The 17,087-nt window shown below is 45.5% G+C and carries 13 protein-coding genes and 4 pseudogenes; 2 read left to right on the top strand and 15 right to left on the bottom strand.

Going from position 1 to position 17,087, the window contains the following annotated elements; all coding sequences use genetic code 11:
- Positions 1-181, bottom strand: a pseudogene (locus M1B78_RS17010) (ISAon1 family transposase N-terminal region protein); the annotation flags it as partial.
- Positions 182-301: 120 nt separating this feature from the next.
- On the opposite strand from M1B78_RS17010, the pseudogene M1B78_RS17015 reads away from it, so the two are divergent.
- Positions 302-751, top strand: a pseudogene (locus tag M1B78_RS17015) (helix-turn-helix domain-containing protein); the annotation flags it as partial.
- A gap of 30 nt (positions 752-781) precedes the next feature.
- Here the strand turns inward: M1B78_RS17015 and M1B78_RS17020 are convergent.
- The 4 genes and pseudogenes from M1B78_RS17020 to rsmA all read right to left on the bottom strand — a co-directional run bounded on the left by M1B78_RS17020 (position 782) and on the right by rsmA (position 5,558).
- Positions 782-1,038, bottom strand: a pseudogene (locus M1B78_RS17020) (hypothetical protein).
- A 382-nt stretch (positions 1,039-1,420) separates the two neighbouring features.
- Entirely contained in the window at positions 1,421-3,274 is a 1,854-nt protein-coding gene (locus M1B78_RS17025; RefSeq protein ID WP_257941324.1) for a DUF349 domain-containing protein, read from the bottom strand.
- Between the two features lie 116 nt (positions 3,275-3,390).
- Positions 3,391-4,737, bottom strand: coding sequence for a magnesium transporter (gene mgtE / locus M1B78_RS17030; protein WP_168354373.1), 1,347 nt, complete (start codon positions 4,735-4,737; stop codon positions 3,391-3,393).
- A gap of 26 nt (positions 4,738-4,763) precedes the next feature.
- Positions 4,764-5,558, bottom strand: coding sequence for a 16S rRNA (adenine(1518)-N(6)/adenine(1519)-N(6))-dimethyltransferase RsmA (gene rsmA, locus M1B78_RS17035; RefSeq protein WP_257932029.1), 795 nt, complete (start codon positions 5,556-5,558; stop codon positions 4,764-4,766).
- Positions 5,559-5,693: 135 nt separating this feature from the next.
- On the opposite strand from rsmA, the gene M1B78_RS17040 reads away from it, so the two are divergent.
- Positions 5,694-6,671: a lysylphosphatidylglycerol synthase transmembrane domain-containing protein gene (locus M1B78_RS17040; protein ID WP_136011317.1), complete on the top strand. Its 978-nt coding sequence runs from the start codon at positions 5,694-5,696 to the stop codon at positions 6,669-6,671.
- A 12-nt stretch (positions 6,672-6,683) separates the two neighbouring features.
- Here the strand turns inward: M1B78_RS17040 and M1B78_RS17045 are convergent, their stop codons facing one another.
- From M1B78_RS17045 to M1B78_RS17090, 10 genes and pseudogenes are all read right to left on the bottom strand, one after another.
- Positions 6,684-7,244, bottom strand: coding sequence for a cysteine peptidase family C39 domain-containing protein (locus tag M1B78_RS17045; RefSeq protein WP_136011318.1), 561 nt, complete (start codon positions 7,242-7,244; stop codon positions 6,684-6,686).
- Positions 7,237-8,745 carry a radical SAM/SPASM domain-containing protein gene (locus M1B78_RS17050; RefSeq protein ID WP_257941325.1) on the bottom strand — a complete coding sequence of 503 codons (1,509 nt, stop codon included), beginning with the start codon at positions 8,743-8,745 and terminating at the stop codon, positions 7,237-7,239. The genes M1B78_RS17045 and M1B78_RS17050 overlap by 8 nt, the downstream gene beginning before the upstream one ends.
- Positions 8,732-8,938, bottom strand: coding sequence for a hypothetical protein (locus tag M1B78_RS17055; protein WP_136011320.1), 207 nt, complete (start codon positions 8,936-8,938; stop codon positions 8,732-8,734). Before M1B78_RS17055 ends, M1B78_RS17050 begins: the two co-directional genes overlap by 14 nt.
- Before the next feature lie 23 nt (positions 8,939-8,961).
- A complete protein-coding gene (locus M1B78_RS17060; RefSeq protein WP_136011321.1) occupies positions 8,962-10,098 on the bottom strand; it encodes an HlyD family efflux transporter periplasmic adaptor subunit in 1,137 nt (378 codons plus the stop codon).
- A gap of 11 nt (positions 10,099-10,109) precedes the next feature.
- On the bottom strand, positions 10,110-12,311 hold the full coding sequence (locus tag M1B78_RS17065) for a peptidase domain-containing ABC transporter (RefSeq protein WP_257941326.1): 2,202 nt from the start codon (positions 12,309-12,311) through the stop codon (positions 10,110-10,112).
- Positions 12,308-13,204, bottom strand: coding sequence for a hypothetical protein (locus M1B78_RS17070; protein ID WP_257941327.1), 897 nt, complete (start codon positions 13,202-13,204; stop codon positions 12,308-12,310). Before M1B78_RS17070 ends, M1B78_RS17065 begins: the two co-directional genes overlap by 4 nt.
- A 15-nt stretch (positions 13,205-13,219) precedes the next feature.
- Positions 13,220-13,462: a hypothetical protein gene (locus M1B78_RS17075; RefSeq protein WP_257932023.1), complete on the bottom strand. Its 243-nt coding sequence runs from the start codon at positions 13,460-13,462 to the stop codon at positions 13,220-13,222.
- Between the two features lie 36 nt (positions 13,463-13,498).
- Positions 13,499-13,786 (bottom strand): DUF3244 domain-containing protein, encoded by a 288-nt coding sequence (locus tag M1B78_RS17080; RefSeq protein ID WP_257941328.1) that lies wholly within the window; start codon positions 13,784-13,786, stop codon positions 13,499-13,501.
- Positions 13,787-14,084: 298 nt separating this feature from the next.
- Positions 14,085-15,953, bottom strand: a complete 1,869-nt coding sequence (locus M1B78_RS17085; RefSeq protein WP_176469191.1) for a tetratricopeptide repeat protein — start codon at positions 15,951-15,953, stop codon at positions 14,085-14,087.
- Positions 15,954-16,124: 171 nt separating this feature from the next.
- Positions 16,125-17,087 (bottom strand): annotated as a pseudogene (locus M1B78_RS17090) (tetratricopeptide repeat protein); the annotation flags it as partial.

Here is a 17,087-nt window from a genome sequence, read left to right on the forward strand (position 1 = left end):
CGTGGAGATAAACAGGTTTGCCACGAAGAGGAAAGTCCTGAATCACTTTCTCATCAGTAAAACCATGGGAAATCACGGTTCCACTCTTGTAATCGGAACGTTCCAGGTAGTGTTTTTCATCAAGCCAGACTTCGATTTTCACAGAGTCGTCATGCCAGCCGGAGATCTCAAAACACTCCATTAAAACTTCGGGAAAGATGAATCGTAGTAACTTATGTAGGGGCGATTGGAAGGCATTGGGCAGATAATTTTAATATGAACGCAAAGATAGTACACTTTCGAGTATTAACATAACATTCCTATCGACAAATTCTCCAAATCGCTTATCATTTCCAACATCGAGGTGTTGCTCAACTATTGCATGCGTTTCTACGAGAGGCAGTTCATCACGCGCGAGGACATGAATCACGATGCGTTGGCTCGTTTCGAGCGGCTTCTGGACGATTATCTCTATTTGGGGACGGCAGCGAAGGAAGGCATCCCGACTGTAAAGTATTTCGCAGACAAGATTTGTCTTTCGCCCAATTATTTCGGGGATTTGGTGAAACAGGAAACGGGCAAGACGGCGCAGGAGTACATACAATTGAGGATGATTACCGTAGCCAAAGAGCGGATGCTCGATTCGGCAAGTACAATCAAACAGATTGCTGAATCGCTGGGCTTTCAGCACCCGCAGCATTTCGTCCGCTTCTTCAAACGACAGGGGGGCTGCACGCCGAAAGAATTTAGGAACAGGATGACGGTTTCTTAAATAATCTGATATACAAAAAAATGATTTGATTCACATTTTCATTCTCTTCATCTTTAAAACTGAACCCCAAATGTCCGATGATGAGATAGCCGGCAATTCCTTGCTCGACTTCACAAGGTTGATGGTACACTTCTCCAATTTGTAGAGCAACGCTATCCCTTATCCACTTTATGCACCCTGAACTTCTGTCCGAAGAAGTGGCCTTGAGAAAGACGGTTGTTGTCTGCACGTTCGATTGCTCGTACATAGTGAGGTCTGTTCCATTCCACATCATCTAAACGCACCATCACGCAGTGTGTCTTCGGATTCAATGTGGGATTTTTCTCGCCTCGTGAGCAAAAAACATCGGAAATGAAGAATGAACAACAAACGGTGACCACTTCAATCAGCGGCAAGTACTACTCTCCCCGAAGATGGCGTACGGGGCACATAGCATCACGACATGCAGGGCAACAATAGAGCGTTTCAGCGCGAAGTGCAAGATTTACCGGGAGGCTTTTGAGCGTGCCCATAAGAGTGGAGTAGAAACATTGTTCAAGCGGGTGGCTCTGTACGCGATGACTATATGATTGAAACTTGTACTAATAAGGTGTATAAAAAATATACCCGCCCCCACGGCTGCATAGCTGTAGAGGCGGATTCCTTTTTTAGTAAGTCTTATCTTGTATGTTATTCTTGGTTTTTGATGTTCTCGTCTACCATTTTTATCTTTTCTTTCACAAGTTCGATGTCTGCTTTCAGCTTTTCCACCTTGCGGTTAATTTCTGTCAGCAAACTGTTTCCCTTCTTGGAAGAAGTGGTCAAAAAGCCGAGATTGTTTTCATATGTCTGAAGATCGTTCTTCATATTGTCGAAGGCGCGTACCAATTTCTCGCGTTCCCGGTAAAGGGCTTGTGGACTACCTTCCTGAATGGAGCTGATAGTCGACTTGAAGTTACTTAGCTTCTTGTTGGAGGCGCTGATGTTGAAGCGTTCAAACAATTTGTCTACTTGGCTGTGATATTGCTTATAGATTCGGTCTTTCTCTTTGAAAGGTACATGCCCTATGCCGTTCCACTCTTTCATGAGGTTGCGTACCAGTTGGATAGTTTCCTCTGTATCCATTTGGTCATCGATAGCGTTCAGTTTTTCGATGATGGCTTTTTTCTTTTCCAGATTTTCCTGCTCTACGCTGCGCTGTGAAGAAGTGGCTTTGTTCTTTTGTTCGAAGAAGTAATCACAAGCGGAGATGAAACGTTTCCATACGGCATCCGAATATTTTTTGGCTACCGGACCGATGGTTTTCCATTCTTTCTGGAGTTTGGTCAGTTCATCGGCGGTTGTTTTCCAATCGGTACTGTCCTTAAGAGCTTCTGCTTTTTCGCACAAGGCACGCTTCTTTTCCAGGTTTTCGTTCATACCTTCCTTCAGGGTCTTGAAGAACTCTCCCTTTTTACGGAAGAACTCGTCGCACGCTTTGCGGAAACGTTCGAAAATCTTCACATTCATTTTTTGTGGAGCGAAACCGATGGTTTTCCATTTGTTTTGCAGTGCGATGACTTCTTGCGTCTTGCTCTCCCAAGAAGCAAAGTTTGTCAGTTCTTTGTAGTCGATGGTTTCTATGATTTCGCAAATTACGGTCTTTTGGTCAAGATTGTGTTGTTCCACTTCCTTCAACGCTTCGAAATGTTGTTGGTGACGTCGGTTTACGGCCGTAGAGGCAACTTTGAAACGTGCCCAGATTTCGTCGCGTAGTTCCTTGGCTACCGGCCCCGTATCACGGAATTCCTGATGCAGCTTCTGTAACTGATGGAAAGCTGAAACTACATCAGCTTCATCTGCCAACTTTTCGGCAGCTTCACAAAGATGTGTCTTGATTTCCAAATTCTTCTTGAAATCGTATTCGCGAAATTCATTGTTCAGTTTCAGAAGGTCATAGAATTTCTCAACATACAATTGATAGTTTTTCCAAAGCTCGTTGACCTTGGCTTGCGGAACGAGTTTAACTTCGTTCCATTGCTGTTGTAGTTTCTTGAACTCCGTATAGCTTTTGTTGGCGTCATCCGGAGATTCAACCAGTTCCTTCAGCTCTTCGATGATGGAAAGCTTTATCTGCAGGTTCATTTCCTTCTGCTTCTCCAGTTCGGCTGTGAGCGCATTTCTTTTTTCTTTGATGACGGACATGATATTCTTGAACTCTTCCTCTACACTGTCTGTTTGTGGAACAAAGTTCTCCGCGGCGCCTCCGTTTTCAATAAACAGTTTTTTGGCCGCTTCCTGTTCAGCATTGTGCAGCTTGTAGAAAGATTGCTTCAAACTGTCTATTTCAGGTTTTGCCACGTTCTCCACGTCGGCAACCACCTCTTTGAGTTTGGTAAGTATTTCCTCTTTCGTAAGCTTCTGAACTGGCTCTATCGGCTTTTCCGAAACGATTTCTTCAGCGGGAGTTTCTGTTGTTGCCGGTTCAGAAACCTCTGCTGCCTTCTTTTCTTCTTCTAATTCCACCGGCTTTTCGGGGAGATTAGTGTCATGAGTGTCCGTCATTGTATTTACTTTTTTAGAAACGGGTTCCTCCCGTTTGGGTTATATTAAGTTACAAATTAATGAAATAAAATGATTACTTCATACAATTAGCCTTGATTTTTTTCTATTTTTTGTTTTTATGACAGTAAGACAGTGATGCCCATGTACAGCATCATACCTATAATGTCATTGGTGATGGAGATAAACGGACCGGTGGCAATGGCCGGGTCAACCTTCAACTTCTCTAAAGTCATGGGAACCAGCGTTCCGAAAATGGAAGCGAACATGACGACTGCAAAAAGGCTGATGGAGACGGAATAAGTAACCGTGGCCGTAGCTCCGAACCGGATAAAATTATAGATGTATACCAGCAGAGAGATGATGGTTGCATTGATGACCGCTACTACCGCTTCCTTGGCTACCTGTTTGAAGATGTCTTTGGCATCCAGTGAACTGTTGGCAAGACCTTGCACGATGATGGCCGATGACTGGGTTCCTACGTTTCCACCCGTACCGCCAATCAACGGAATATAAAGGGCCATTTCCGGATGGGCGGCGAAAGTCGTGTCGAAGTTACCCAATATCATGGAGTTGCCTATACCGCCCAGCATGCCGATGAGCAGCCATGGAAGGCGGGCAGAAGTCTGGCGCATGACATTGTCGTCCGTTTCTACATCTTGAGATAAACCGGATGCCAGCTGGTAGTCACGTTCCGACTGTTCGCGGACTTCGTCCATGACGTCGTCTACGGTAATCTGGCCTACCAGACGTCCGATACTGTCTATAACAGGAGCTGCCACCAAGTCATACTTTTCGATGATTTGTACCACTTCGTCAATGGGGGTGTCTACATGGACGGAGATAGGATCTTTCCGCATCACATGCTTTACCTTAGAGACAGAAGGGGAAGTTATCATTTTCTTTAATGGGAATACCCCTTGCAGACGGTCTTCGTCGTCGATGACGTATACATAGTAAATTTCATCTAACTTTTCAGCTTGCAGGCGCATTTCCTTCAGACACTCCGGCATACTCCAGTTTTCATTGACAGTTACCATTTCCGTACCCATCAAACCACCGGCAGTGTCTTCATCATATTTCAGCAGGTCAACGATGTCACCCGCCTGTTCTATATCTTCGATGTGCGAAAGTACTTCCTCCTGCTTGTCCTCATCGAGTTCGCGCATCAGGTCTACAGCATCGTCCGTGTCCATATAATCCACGAAACGCTTGGCAATGGTTTCCGAAGGAAGAAGTTCCAGGAATTCTTTCCGGACATCTTCGTCCATTTCAACCAGTACGTCCGCTGCCGTTTCGTTGTCAAGGAGGCGGTAAACGAAGCGGGCTTCCTCCAAGCCGAGGTCATTGCACAGTTCTGCAATATCTGCCGGGTGTAGGTCGGTCAAAAGTGTTTTGACATTTTCCGCGTCTTTCTGTTCTATCAGGCTTTTGACTTTTTCTATGTATTCTTCGTCTATTTCCATGATTGTTCGTGTTTAATCACTAACTATTAATCATTAATCGTTTTCAATGCCTGCTCCACCTGGTTGGTTAGCTGAATAAATTCCTTTACGGACAGTTGTTCCGGGCGTTTATTAAATAATACGTCCTCCGTCAGTGGACAGTCTTTACCGAGTATCGGTTTTATAGAGTTTCGCAAAGTCTTGCGTCGTTGGTTGAACGTGGTTTTCACTACTTGCTTGAACAATTTTTCATCGCACCCTAAATCATGCGTTTCATTGCGCATCATGCGGATGACGGCACTTTTAACTTTTGGGGGCGGATTGAAGACATGTTCGTGTACTGTAAACAAGTATTCTACTTTGTACCATGCTTGTATCAGTACGCTTAGGATTCCGTATGTCTTGCTGCCCGGTCCGGCTGCTATACGTTCGGCTACTTCCTTTTGTATCATACCCGTACAGCAGGGAATGAGGTCCTTATATTCCAGCATTTTGAAGAATATCTGGCTGGAGATATTATATGGATAGTTTCCTGTCAGCACAAAGGGATGTCCGCCAAACAACTGTTGCAGGTTCATTTTGAGGAAATCGTCCTCGATGATGTTGTCTTCCAGTTGCGGATAGGCTTCCCGCAGGTAGGCCACTGACTCGTAGTCCAGTTCTACTACTTTGACGTTGCGTTCTTTGGGCAGAAGGAACTGGGTCAGTACCCCCATTCCCGGACCAACTTCGAGGATGGGGATTCCGGGACAGGTATCTACTGTGTCGGCAATGTCCTGCGCCACTTTCAGGTCTTTCAGGAAATGCTGGCCGAGAAACTTTTTAGGTTTAACTAATTTCATTTATCAACTAAATCATTACTTTTGCTCCGCGAATATAGGTAGCAGTGTGAATAGCAACCTATATTTATACGGAGCAAAGGTAGTTCTTTTCGATGAAGAATGAAGAATGAAGAATGAAGAATTTGGGAATATCGTATGAATAAGCTGTTAAAAAAGATATTGAAAATCATCTTACCCATTTTCTTGGGCGGTTTTATCCTCTATTGGGTGTATCGTGATTTTGATTTTTCGAGGGCCGGAGCAGTGCTTCTGCGTGGTACGAATTGGTGGTGGATGTCATTTTCGTTGTTTTTCGGTGTCATGAGCCATGTGGTTCGCGGCTGGCGTTGGAAACAGACGCTGAAACCGCTTGGTGTCCGTCCTGTGACGAGTGATTGCGTGGATGCCATTTTTGTGTCGTATGCGGCCAATCTGGCACTACCTCGCATAGGCGAGGTTTCCCGTTGCGGAGTGCTTGCCAGATATGACAATGTCTCTTTTGCCAAATCGCTTGGAACCGTGGTGACCGAACGGCTGATTGATACATTGTGTATTCTGTTGATTGCCGGACTCACCTTTTTGTTGCAGATGCCTGTCTTTTTTCGATTTTTTGCTGAAACCGGAACAAAAATCCCCTCGCTGATGTATCTGCTGACTTCCCCTTGGTTTTATGTTGCTCTTTTTTGTGTAGTCGGTGTGTTGGTGCTTCTTTATTACCTGCTGCGCATGCTCTCTTTCTTTGAGAGGGTGAAGGGGGTGGCACTGAATGTATGGGAAGGGATTCTGTCACTCCGCGATGTGAACAATGTGCCTCTGTTCATCTTTTATACGGTTCTTATCTGGCTCTGCTATTTCTACCACTTCTATATTGCTTTCTATTGCTTTCAGTTTACAGAACACCTTGGGTACCTTGCCGGACTGGTGATGTTTGTCGGTGGTACCTTTGCCGTCATTGTTCCCACGCCCAACGGGGCAGGACCTTGGCACTTTGCCGTCATCACCATGATGATGCTCTATGGCGTGAATGCTACAGATGCCGGTGTCTTTGCACTGATAGTGCATGCAGTGCAGACATTGCTGGTTATTGTGCTGGGAATCTGGGGAGGAATACATTTGTCCTTGGTCCGCCGGTAGCGACGGCTGTGCCTACCAGCGGAATAGCGGAAAGATTTCTACCGACCAGTAATCCCACCATCGGTTCAGTTTCCGTTTGCATTTCTTGCTCCAGTCGTACAGTTCCCACCACTTCAGGTGATAGTCCGCCTTCTCCGAAAATTCGGGAGTGGGGAACAGAGTCATGCAAATGCCCTTTATCCATAGCGTGTTTAGCTCCTTGGGCCAATATTGCATGGGTCCGAAGTCTGGTTCCCACACAATGAATCGCTCTCCGTGCATTCCGTAACATACGGCATAACCGATTCTGCCGAAATCGTTTTTGGCAAAAAGAATGATGGGCAGTTTCATTCGGGCAAGTAGTTCGATGTCTAACAGGCGTAAGTCGGCCTGCATTCCGGCACGGATAGCAGCTTGTTTCATGCCGCCTAAAGAGAGTTTGCCGTCCACGGTGCACCATTCTGTCAGTTTTTGTACCTCTTCCGTTCCGCCATAATACTTCATTACGGTCAGCAGGCATGCCACTTCCAGGCTGCATCCATCTTTGGCACGTACAAACGATTTTTTGATTTTGTCTAATTCGTCTTCACTCATAATCAAGTCTGTTTTTCATTTCTGGGGCAAATTTGCATCGTGGGTCCGGAAAGTCCCAGCAATCAGCCCCATAAGCTTTTATTATATCACTCCAGCAACGGTTCTGGTAACCGAAGCAAGAATCGAACAATGCACACTTGTGACATTGGCTCCGTGTGCTGATGTCGCTTCGTGTCAGATTGTACAGTTGCAGCGCCCGTTGTGAATTCCATACTTCTTTCAGGCTATTCCTGCCTACATCTCCTATGATGAAATGCGGGTTCCAGTAAAGCTGTTCGCAGATGGTTGCTTGTCCGTCAGGCAGGATGAAAAGGTGTGTGGTAAGTGCCGAGCATTCGCTGCCACTGAAGTTGCAACTGCCCCCTTCCGTCTTTCCGAACTGTTTGTTCATGGTCTCTTCTCCCAAGATGATGGGAAAGGAACTGTGTTGTGCCATAAGCGGGCGCATTTGTTTGAAGAGAGTGGCTATTTGTTCTTGTTTAGGCTTCAGGCAAATGAATTCATTGATTTCTTTTGTGATGGAATTGCTTACAGGTACAATTCGCCAGTCTCGTATCCGTTTCAGCGTAGTGAGTTTCTGTAGCATGCGGGCCAGCACGCCGATGTCGCAATTGTAAGTGGTCAGCACGGACGAAACCTGATAGTCCAAACTGCTTTCGTCCAGCATTTGCAGGCCTTCCAGCACGGCTTCCGTATACCCTTTGCGTGTCCCGATGGATGTTTGCAGTACTATCTCGTCGCAAGCATCCAGCGACACTTGTATGGTTCCCCGGTAACCGATGTCGGTAAGTGCGGCAATCCTTTCGCTGTTCATGGGCATCTTGGTTGATATATATTCGGGGGCGATATCCAGTTCGACTAACTTCTTTAAGACGGATTGCCAGTCTTTGTGCAAAAACACTTCCCCTCCAATCAGGTTCACCTGCCGCACTTGTATTTGGGCAGCTTCGTCTATCAGTTCCATGATGCGTCCGGTGGGCAACGGTGTGTCTGCTATCGTGCTTGTGTCGGCATAGCAATATCGGCAATGTGTGATGCATCGGTTTGTCAGCATGAATGTGACTATTGCCGGTCCGGTGTAGAGCCGTCGGGTTTTCAAGTCCAGTTTTTTCCAGATGAAGCTGTCGGCATCCTGACGGTCGAACCGTAGATTCCCTTCGGCTTTTTCCGCCTCAATCAGCACCCGTTTAGGGAAGTAGATTCTTCCTTGCTGCGAATTGGTGTAGATGGGTTGCGGGTTCTCAATGAATTCGGCCACCCATTTTTCTATTGTCCGGGGGCTTTTGCAGAAATAGTCGCAAAGCAGCGGAAGAGTTTCCCTTATAGTCCGGTTGTGGGTGAAAAAGCTTAGCAAGGCTGCTTGCAGCGGGTGTATGAAAGTCTGCCAGTTGCGGGAACAGTCTTGGTCTGTCCCGCCTCTGGAGAATAGCACTACCCGATGTATGTCATGCCTTAAGTGATAGTGCGGGTTGAGCAGATATACTTTATCAAGGTTTATCATTGTCTTCAGAGGTTGTTTCCTTTTGGCCGGTGTTGTTGATTCCCGACAAATAACATCCTAATCCGCAATTCTTCACAGGTTCCGTGTCGGTTCCTCCTTGCACGTCCATCAGTTCGTTGATGTCCAGCAATTCTTCTTCCTGATTTTTCCGGTCGCATTTTTCGACAGTCTTTTTTGATTCTTTCTGTTCCATGTTGCATATCTATTTAAGTTATCTTAATTCCTTTCTTTGAACAACTGCATGACAGGCGAGAATATCCTGTCGAGCACACTTTTGCTCGATGTGATGATTTCCGCTTGTCCGCTCATGCCTATCTCATAATCCGGTTTTTTCCCCTTGGTGGTAATCATTCCGTCCGGGAATTCCACCTCCACCGCATAGCTTTTGTTGTAGGGGACAAAGGAGATGGAGGTGATTTTCCCTGATAACGTGCCATACGTATGTGCTGGATACTTGTTCAGCGCGATGTCCACCTTGTCGCCGGCGGTTATTTCAGATACCTCGTTTTCCGATAGTCTGATGTGTCCTACCGGGTTTCCTTTTTTCTGCGAGACAACGGTGCATAGCGTGTCGCCTTCGTTTATCTTCCGGTTCATGCTCCAGCTCTTTCCCCAGATGACGGTTCCTTTGTTGCGGCTTTTCAGCAAGTTGTTGCTGTCCCATGTTCTCAGGCTGTTGACCATGTTCTCGTAGGCTATCTCCAGTGCCCTGTGGTGTTGGGCCATCTCCATTTTATGGTCGATTTCCAAGTCGAACATTTCCCGCTTTATTTTCAGCAGGTCCAGTTCGTCCGCCTTTCCGCTCCGGGCGAGTATTTCCAGTTCCTTGTCCAGATACTTTTTCTTTTGCGGATAGAGGTCGAACTCCCGATACATCAGGCAGGCCCTTACGGCTTGTGTGAATTGTTCGTATGCCGGGGTCATTTCTCCCATAATCAGGTCGAAGGGATAATCTTGCAGGTAGCCGATGTCCATGGTGCGGTAATACTCCTCTACATTGGTCAGTACCTGGCAGAATCTTTTCACGTCTTTCAGCGAAGCCGTGTTTTTCAGTATTCCCAGCGTGTCGTTTTCTTTGACCTGCGACCGGTTTTCCACGAAGAACCTTTCTATCATGCCGGCACGGTTCGCCGTAATCCACTCCACGCTTCCTGTGTCGTCTATGCGTATGTGCTTTTTCACAGTGTCGGGATACTGGAACAAGGCTGCTCCTGCCACCAGCAATGCCACCAGCCCATATACGATGTAGCTTCCCGTATGTATCAGCCAGTCGGGCATGTCGCCCAGCATGTCGTTGCTGTCTCGGCTGTATATTTCCACTTTCTTCGTGTCCGGTTTATAAATCTCTTCCATATCTCGGTCTGTCATGCTCTGAGTTCCAGTTGGTTTTTAACTAATCGGAAGTAGTCTCCTTGTTTGGCTATCAGTTCCTCGTGCGTGCCTTTTTCTGTGATTTCGCCTTCTTTCAGGACAACAATCTGGTCGGCGTTTCTTACGGTGCTGAGCCGGTGTGCCACGATGATTACCGTCTTGTTCTTGAAGAACAAGTCCAGGTTGTGCTGTATGGTCTTTTCGTTGTCGGTGTCGAGCGCGTTGGTGGCTTCGTCAAAGAACAGATAGTCCGGGTTGCGGTAGATGGCGCGTGCTATCAGCAGGCGTTGCTTCTGCCCTTGGCTCAGTCCTTGTCCGGTGTTGCCTATTTTCGTGTTGTATTTCAGCGGCAGCGATTCAATGAAGTCGCGTATGTTTGCCATTTCCACGGCATAGAGCATCCGTTCCTTGTCGATGGCCTCGCCGTCGGGAGCGATGTTTCCGGCTATGGTGTCGCCGAATATGAATCCTTCCTGCATCACCACTCCGCAATGCTTGCGCCATTCCTTGAAGCTGATGCGCTGTAGCGGGCGGTTTCCTATCCTGATGTCTCCTCCGGTGGGCGGATAAAAGCCCAGCATCAGTTTCACCAGTGTTGTCTTTCCGCTTCCGCTGAGGCCTACGATGGCTGTAGTCTTTCCTGCCGGAATGTGCAGTGAAAGGTTCTTGATGACCTGCCTTGATTTTTCCGATCCGTAGGAGAACAGCACATTCTGTAGCCGTATGTCTTCATTTCCCGTGATGTCCGCTTCCGGGCTGTTGTTGTCTGCCTCTTCGTCCGGTTTTCCGTGTATTTCGCCCAGGCGTTCCAGGCTTAGCCTGGCATCCTGTGTGCTCTGCATGAATGCCACGAACTGGCTGACGGGGCCTTGCATCTGCCCGATGATGTACTGTATGGAGAGCATGATGCCCAGCGTGATGTCTCCTTGCAGCACGGCAGTGGCCGACAGCACGGTGATAAGTATGTTCTTCACTTCGTTGATGAGCACGGCGCCCACTTGCTGCCATTGTCCCAGATTGAGCGAGCTCATGTTGATGCGGAACAAGGCAGCCTGGATATTTTCCCATTCCCACCGCTTTTGCTGCTCGCATCCCAGCAGCTTGATGTCCTGCATGCCGTAAATCAGCTGCATCAGGTTGTTCTGGTTCAACGACATTTGCTCGAAGTTCTTCCGGTTCAGGTCGGCCCGTTTGCGCATGAAGAGCCTCACCCAGCCTATGTAGAGCAGGCTGAACAGGGCGAATACGAGGAATATCTTCCAGCTGTAGACGGCAAGCACCACCCCGAAGATGGCCACGGTGATGGCAGCGAAGAGTATTTGCAGCACCGATTGTGTCAGGAAACTCTCTATCTGGTTGTGGTCTTCGATTCGTCTTATCAGGTCGCCTGCCAGCTTGCTGTCGAAGAACTTCATGGGCAGGCGCATCAGCTTGGAGAGGAAGTCGGAGATGAGCGACACGTTGACCCTCGTGCTGATGTGCAGCAAGATGCAGCGGCGGATTACCTCGATGAGGGTGCGGCTGAACACCAGCATCAGCTGTGCCGCCAGTATCAGCCAGATGAAGTTCAGGTTCCGGTGACCTATACCTTGGTCTACGATGGTCTGTGTCAGGAAGGGGAACACCAGTTGCAGGATGCTTCCTGCCAGCAGGCCCACCACCAGTTGCACCAAGGCTTTCCGGTAGGGGCGCACGTAGTGCAGCAGATACCAGAGCGAGAGTTTCTCATACTTGATGGGTTCCGCCTCATAGAACTGCGGGGTGACGTCAATCAGCAGTGCGATACCTTTCTCCATGCCTCCTTGCCGGGTGCTGATCCAGCAGTTTTTCAGTTCCGCTTCTTCGTATTTCAGCAGTCCGTAGGCAGGGTCGGCAATGTAGAAGAAGGTTTTCCCTCTTTTTTTCTCCACTTTGTATAGCACCACGAAGTGCTCCTGGTTCCAGTGCAGTATGCACGGCAGTTTGGCTTGCGATTTCAGCCTTTCCATGGTGGTGCGGATGCCGGTGGCGCGCAGCCCTATGCTTGCTGCCGCTTCGCTGATGCCCAGCAGGTTCACTCCGGTGCGCTGGATGAACGATTGCTCCCGCAGTTGCTGCACGGAGAACGTCTTTCCGTAGTGCCGGGCTATCATGCGCAGGCAGGTGGGGCCGCAGTCCATGCCGTCCAGTTGCTTGTAGAATGGAAATTTCTTCATCGTTTCTGTTTTTTGGTGTCTATGTATTGTATCAGCCGGTCTGCCACCTCGTCCAGCCGTTGGTTCTCCTGTTCATAGAGTTTGCACAGGGTCTTTTGCTGCTCCACAAGGTATTCCCGGTTGCCCAGCATGTCCGTTATGCGTCGGCTCAGCTTGTGTGGTGTCATTCGGCGTATTTCCATTGGCGGCAGCACCAAGGCAGGTACGTGGGCAAAGACGCATTCGGTCTGTATGTTCCAGTCGTCTGCCACCAGTGCCAGGTCGCATAGGGGCAGCAGTGCCTGCAAGTCTTGCGGACGGTAGACGGCAATGTTGTCGGGCAGTGCAAACAGCTTTTCGTCTGCTTTCCCTTGGTTGGTCAGCACTACAAACTGATGGTCCGGGTGGTCTGCACTGTGCCTCCTGATGGCTTGGTATGCCTGTTCTGCGTTGTCTGTGCAGCCGTTCCCTTTCTCCAGTATGCCGATGATGACTGTTGCCGCACGTCTCTCTTTTATCTCCTCCAGTTTTTCGATGAAGTCGGCTTCCCTTACTCCTTTCGACAGGGGCGTGTAGGGCGAAGGAGGCAGATAGAGCGTTTCGGCATCCAGTTTGCCGTTTTGCGCCTCTTCCTGCGTGGTCACAAAGAGGTAGTCTATCCCGTGCCGGCGATAGAGTGCCGCACGTTCCTGCAACAGGAGGTCGAGCAGCGTCAGGTCGGGGACAAACCAGTGCAGGTCGTCGGGGTATAGCACTCGTCCGATGCCTTTTTTCAGCAGTCCGGAGGTGAAGACGGAATCGGAACTGTCCGTATAGTACACTTCATTTCCTTTCCTGCTTATCAGGCATGCCAATCGGACGGTGACTCTTACCCTGCCGGTCTCCTGCCGTATGTCGAAGAGCAGACTGTACATTTGTGCGGCAGTTGTTTAGTTGTTGTCCAACTTTAATCCTAATGCCGAATAGAGCGTGGCTCCATTGTAGTGGTACGTGCTCTGATATTTGTCGTAAAGGATGTCGGTGCCCAGCTCATAACGGAAATAAGCAAGGTACTCGAAGAATGTGGAACGCGACAAATCCAGTTTCCTGGCAAACTCTTCGGGGGTGCCTGTGCACCGGTGCTGAATCATGAAGTCCATGCGCAGCACTTTCTTTAGGTCGATTCGTTTCATGATGCTTCTGTATTTTGAGTTATTATTCATTGATTCCTATTTATGGAAGTTGCCTTCCAAGTGTCTGTTGCCCGGCCCTGTCAGTTCCAGCAGGTATGTTCCCGATGGCAAGTTGCTGATTGGAATGAGGATGTTGGCAGTGGCCGTTTCAGGAATCATTTGCTGATACTGCGTTTCTCCGGTGGTCGGGCAGATGATGCGGATTGTGATATCGCAATCCGGTTTATCGTTTTGGATGTGGATGAAATTGCCGGAAAGGTAGGCGGAGATAGGGATGGTGGGGAGGCTGCGCTCTATTCCGATATTGTCCCATAATCCTTTCATGTCAATAAATTCATTTGTTTCTTCAATTTGAGAAAACACAATCTCACGAGTAGAAGAAAAAACATTCGGAATAAATAGAAGATAAGATGTAATACCTGCTATTAATACTACTTGGCATACAATTTTTCTTTTCATACAATATTCTAATATTTAATTTGATTGCTGCAAAGTTAAAGTATAATTAGCTAATATTCGTAGACGTAGTAAGGACTTAATATAGACATAAAATAGGAGGTAATAAGTTGTTTTATAGCTTATTACCTCCTTTGTGAAAACCTAAAAATGGACAGTGGCTTCCTCAGAAATCCCAAATCCATAAATCTAAGGTCTGATTTTCACTGAATTTATTTGTTTGTTGTAGTATGTGTTCTTTCAGACGATATTTTTGTTTAGACACAGAAGCTGGAGAGATGCCTAAAGCAGTTGCAATATTGGTATTATTCATGCTGAGTTTTATAAGGCAACACAGATGCACTTCATATTCCGTCAACAAAGGAAGTTTTTTTTGTAGTCGGTCTGTAAAATGGTCGAATATGTCATTGACAGATTCTTCAATATCTTTCCATTGTGTAGTATCTACGTATTTTGGGGTAGTAATTAGGTTGTGTAGTATCTTGGTGTTTTTTACCAATTTTTTGGATAAAGTTCTTTCTCTGTCGTGTAGACGTTGACTCTCTTCTGTTAGTTTATTTAATTTTTTTAGTTCCTCTGATTGTGTGTTGAGAGAAAATATGTATTGTTCTATATTCTTTTGAAGCTTTTTGTTCTCTATGATTAGCATTTCATTCTGTTTTTGTACATTGGAATATGTTTTGTTGAGTTCTTCAAGTTGTGCTTGCATTCCTTTGTTGGTTTCTATTTGTATTGCAAGTTCTTGCATTTTCGACTGGTTTTGTCTGATTAAAATTTTATTTTCATTTATCTGTATTATGCTGTGGCGTATCTCTTCCTCTTTTTTTTGTATGATTCGCTCTTTTTTCATCAACTTACGCTGATAGGTATAGATAAGAAATGTTATCGTACAAATCAATAAAATGATAACTATGAGGGTGTTACGGGTATTTCTATCTTTTTCTATCTTTAATTGATTCTTTTCGTTGATGAGTTTCTGCTGGTTGTATTTCTCTTGCATTTCGGCTAATTCTTGATTCTTATGCGAATTGTATACAGAATCTAATCCGTTGAGTAAACTGTCGCAAAACGATATGGCTTCTTTATATTTATGTTCTTTTTTGCTCAGTTTATAGAGGGAATTATAAGCAGAGGTCGCTGTTAAAATATTACTTTTGTTGGGTGATGTAGCTTTAATTAGGTGATAATATGCGGAATCTGTTTGACCAATATTGCTATAAATGTTGCCGATAGCTAAATGCACTTGTTCTTTAATAGCTCCCTTACTGTTGTTAATAGCCTGTTTGGCATAATATATTGCTTTTTTATAATCTTTTATTTGCATATAAACTCCAGATAGTTCGTTTGACGCGGCTGCTACTTTGGGAAAATTGTGTTGTTTTTGAGCATTTTCAATAGCTTTTTGGTAGAAATCAATAGCAGAGTTATATTGCTTAAGTTCTGTATAAGTTCTGCCGAGATAGATTTGTGAAGCTATGATATATTTAGGAGTGCTGGCTTGAAGTGCATATTGGTATGCTTTGTTGAAAGCATTAAGTGCATATTCATTATAAGAATGGAGTACATATATGCTCCCTAATTCTGCATTAATAAGATGGCATAATTGATAGTCATTTGCCATTTTTTCATATTCTGTAGCTTTAAGGAAAAATTCTTGCGCTTTTTCTATATCTTTATTGTTATGGTAGATTCCTCCCCTCAAATACAGCACCAATGCTTTCCGTTGTGCATCCTCCTGCTTCATAAAGTAGTCATATGCAATGTTGGCTAATGAATCATTTTGCTCTATATACATCTTATATTTTGCTTGAGTCATCAACAATGCCCAAGTGGCATGTTCCAATTTCTGCGCAGCATCCGGCATTTCCATATTCTGTAATATATGCAATGCGCTGTCTGGGTACTCATACATGATAGCTTCTGCATGTATCAGCTCCGGCAGTGATATGGAAGAGTGTTTTTTTGAAGAACAAGCGGTGAAAAATAAGAGAATAGCTGATGCTACTATGACTGTAGTAAAATAGACATTTTTCATTGCGTATTGTTATAAATATGATGGAATATGATGCAAATATAAAACATTTTTCTAATTGCCGTCAAAACAGGATAATTCTGCTAACGAATTTTTGCATCAACCGTTCCCGCTCATTTGCCGTAAGGGTAGTATACTTAGTGTAATAATATTTTTAGAATTGGTTTGATATTGTTAGAAGTCCCAAATCCATAAATCTAATGCTTGATTTCGCCCCGATGTTTCGTTTTGCTGTGCAATGTGTTCCTTTAACCGATATTTTTGTTTGGAGACCGAGGCGGGAGAAATACCCAAGGCTGTTGCCATATTGGTATTATTCATATTGAGTTTTATCAGGCAACAAAGGTGTATTTCGTATTCGGTTAGGGTGGGCAGTTTTGTTGATAGTCTTTTTGTGAAGTTATCGAATATGGAGTTGATGGCTTCTTCTATATTTCTCCACTGTGTGACATCAACATATTTGGGGGCTATGACCAGCTCGTTTAGTACTTTGGTGTTTTTAACTAATTGTTTGGATAGTATTCGTTCCCTGTCGTGCAACCGTTGGTTTTCTTCGGTCAGTTCATTCAGCCTTTTCAGTTCTTCCGATTGTGCGTTGAGCGAGGTAGAGTATTGTTCTATGTTTCTTTGCAGAGTATGGTTTTCATGGGCCAGTGCCTCGTTTTGTTGTTGTATTTCAGCGTATGTTCTGTTTAGTTCCTCTAATTGTTCCTGCATGTCTTTGTTAGCTTCTATTTGGGTGGTAAGTTCCTGCATCATCGATTGGTTATGCTTGATTACAATTTCATTTTCACTTATTTGCATCATGCTTTGGCGTATCCCTTCTTCTTTCTTTTGTATGATGCGTTCTTTCCTCATCAGTTTATGTTGATAGTTGTATATAAGAATTGCTATGACACAAATTAGTACAATCAATATTATCAGTGCATTTCGGGTATTTTTGTCTTTTTCTATCTTTAGTTGATTCTTTTCGTTGATAAGTTTTTGTTGATTGTACTTTTCTTGCATTTCGGCTAATTCCTGTTCCTTATGGGAATCAAAAATAGAATCGAATCCATTCAAGTAAACGTCCTTTTTTCCGCATACAATTACTATGTCGACTGTAAAACAACCGATTACAAAGTTCTTAGTACGCGA

The organism is Bacteroides muris (ex Fokt et al. 2023) (assembly GCF_024704895.1).
Lineage (GTDB): Bacteria > Bacteroidota > Bacteroidia > Bacteroidales > Bacteroidaceae > Bacteroides > Bacteroides muris.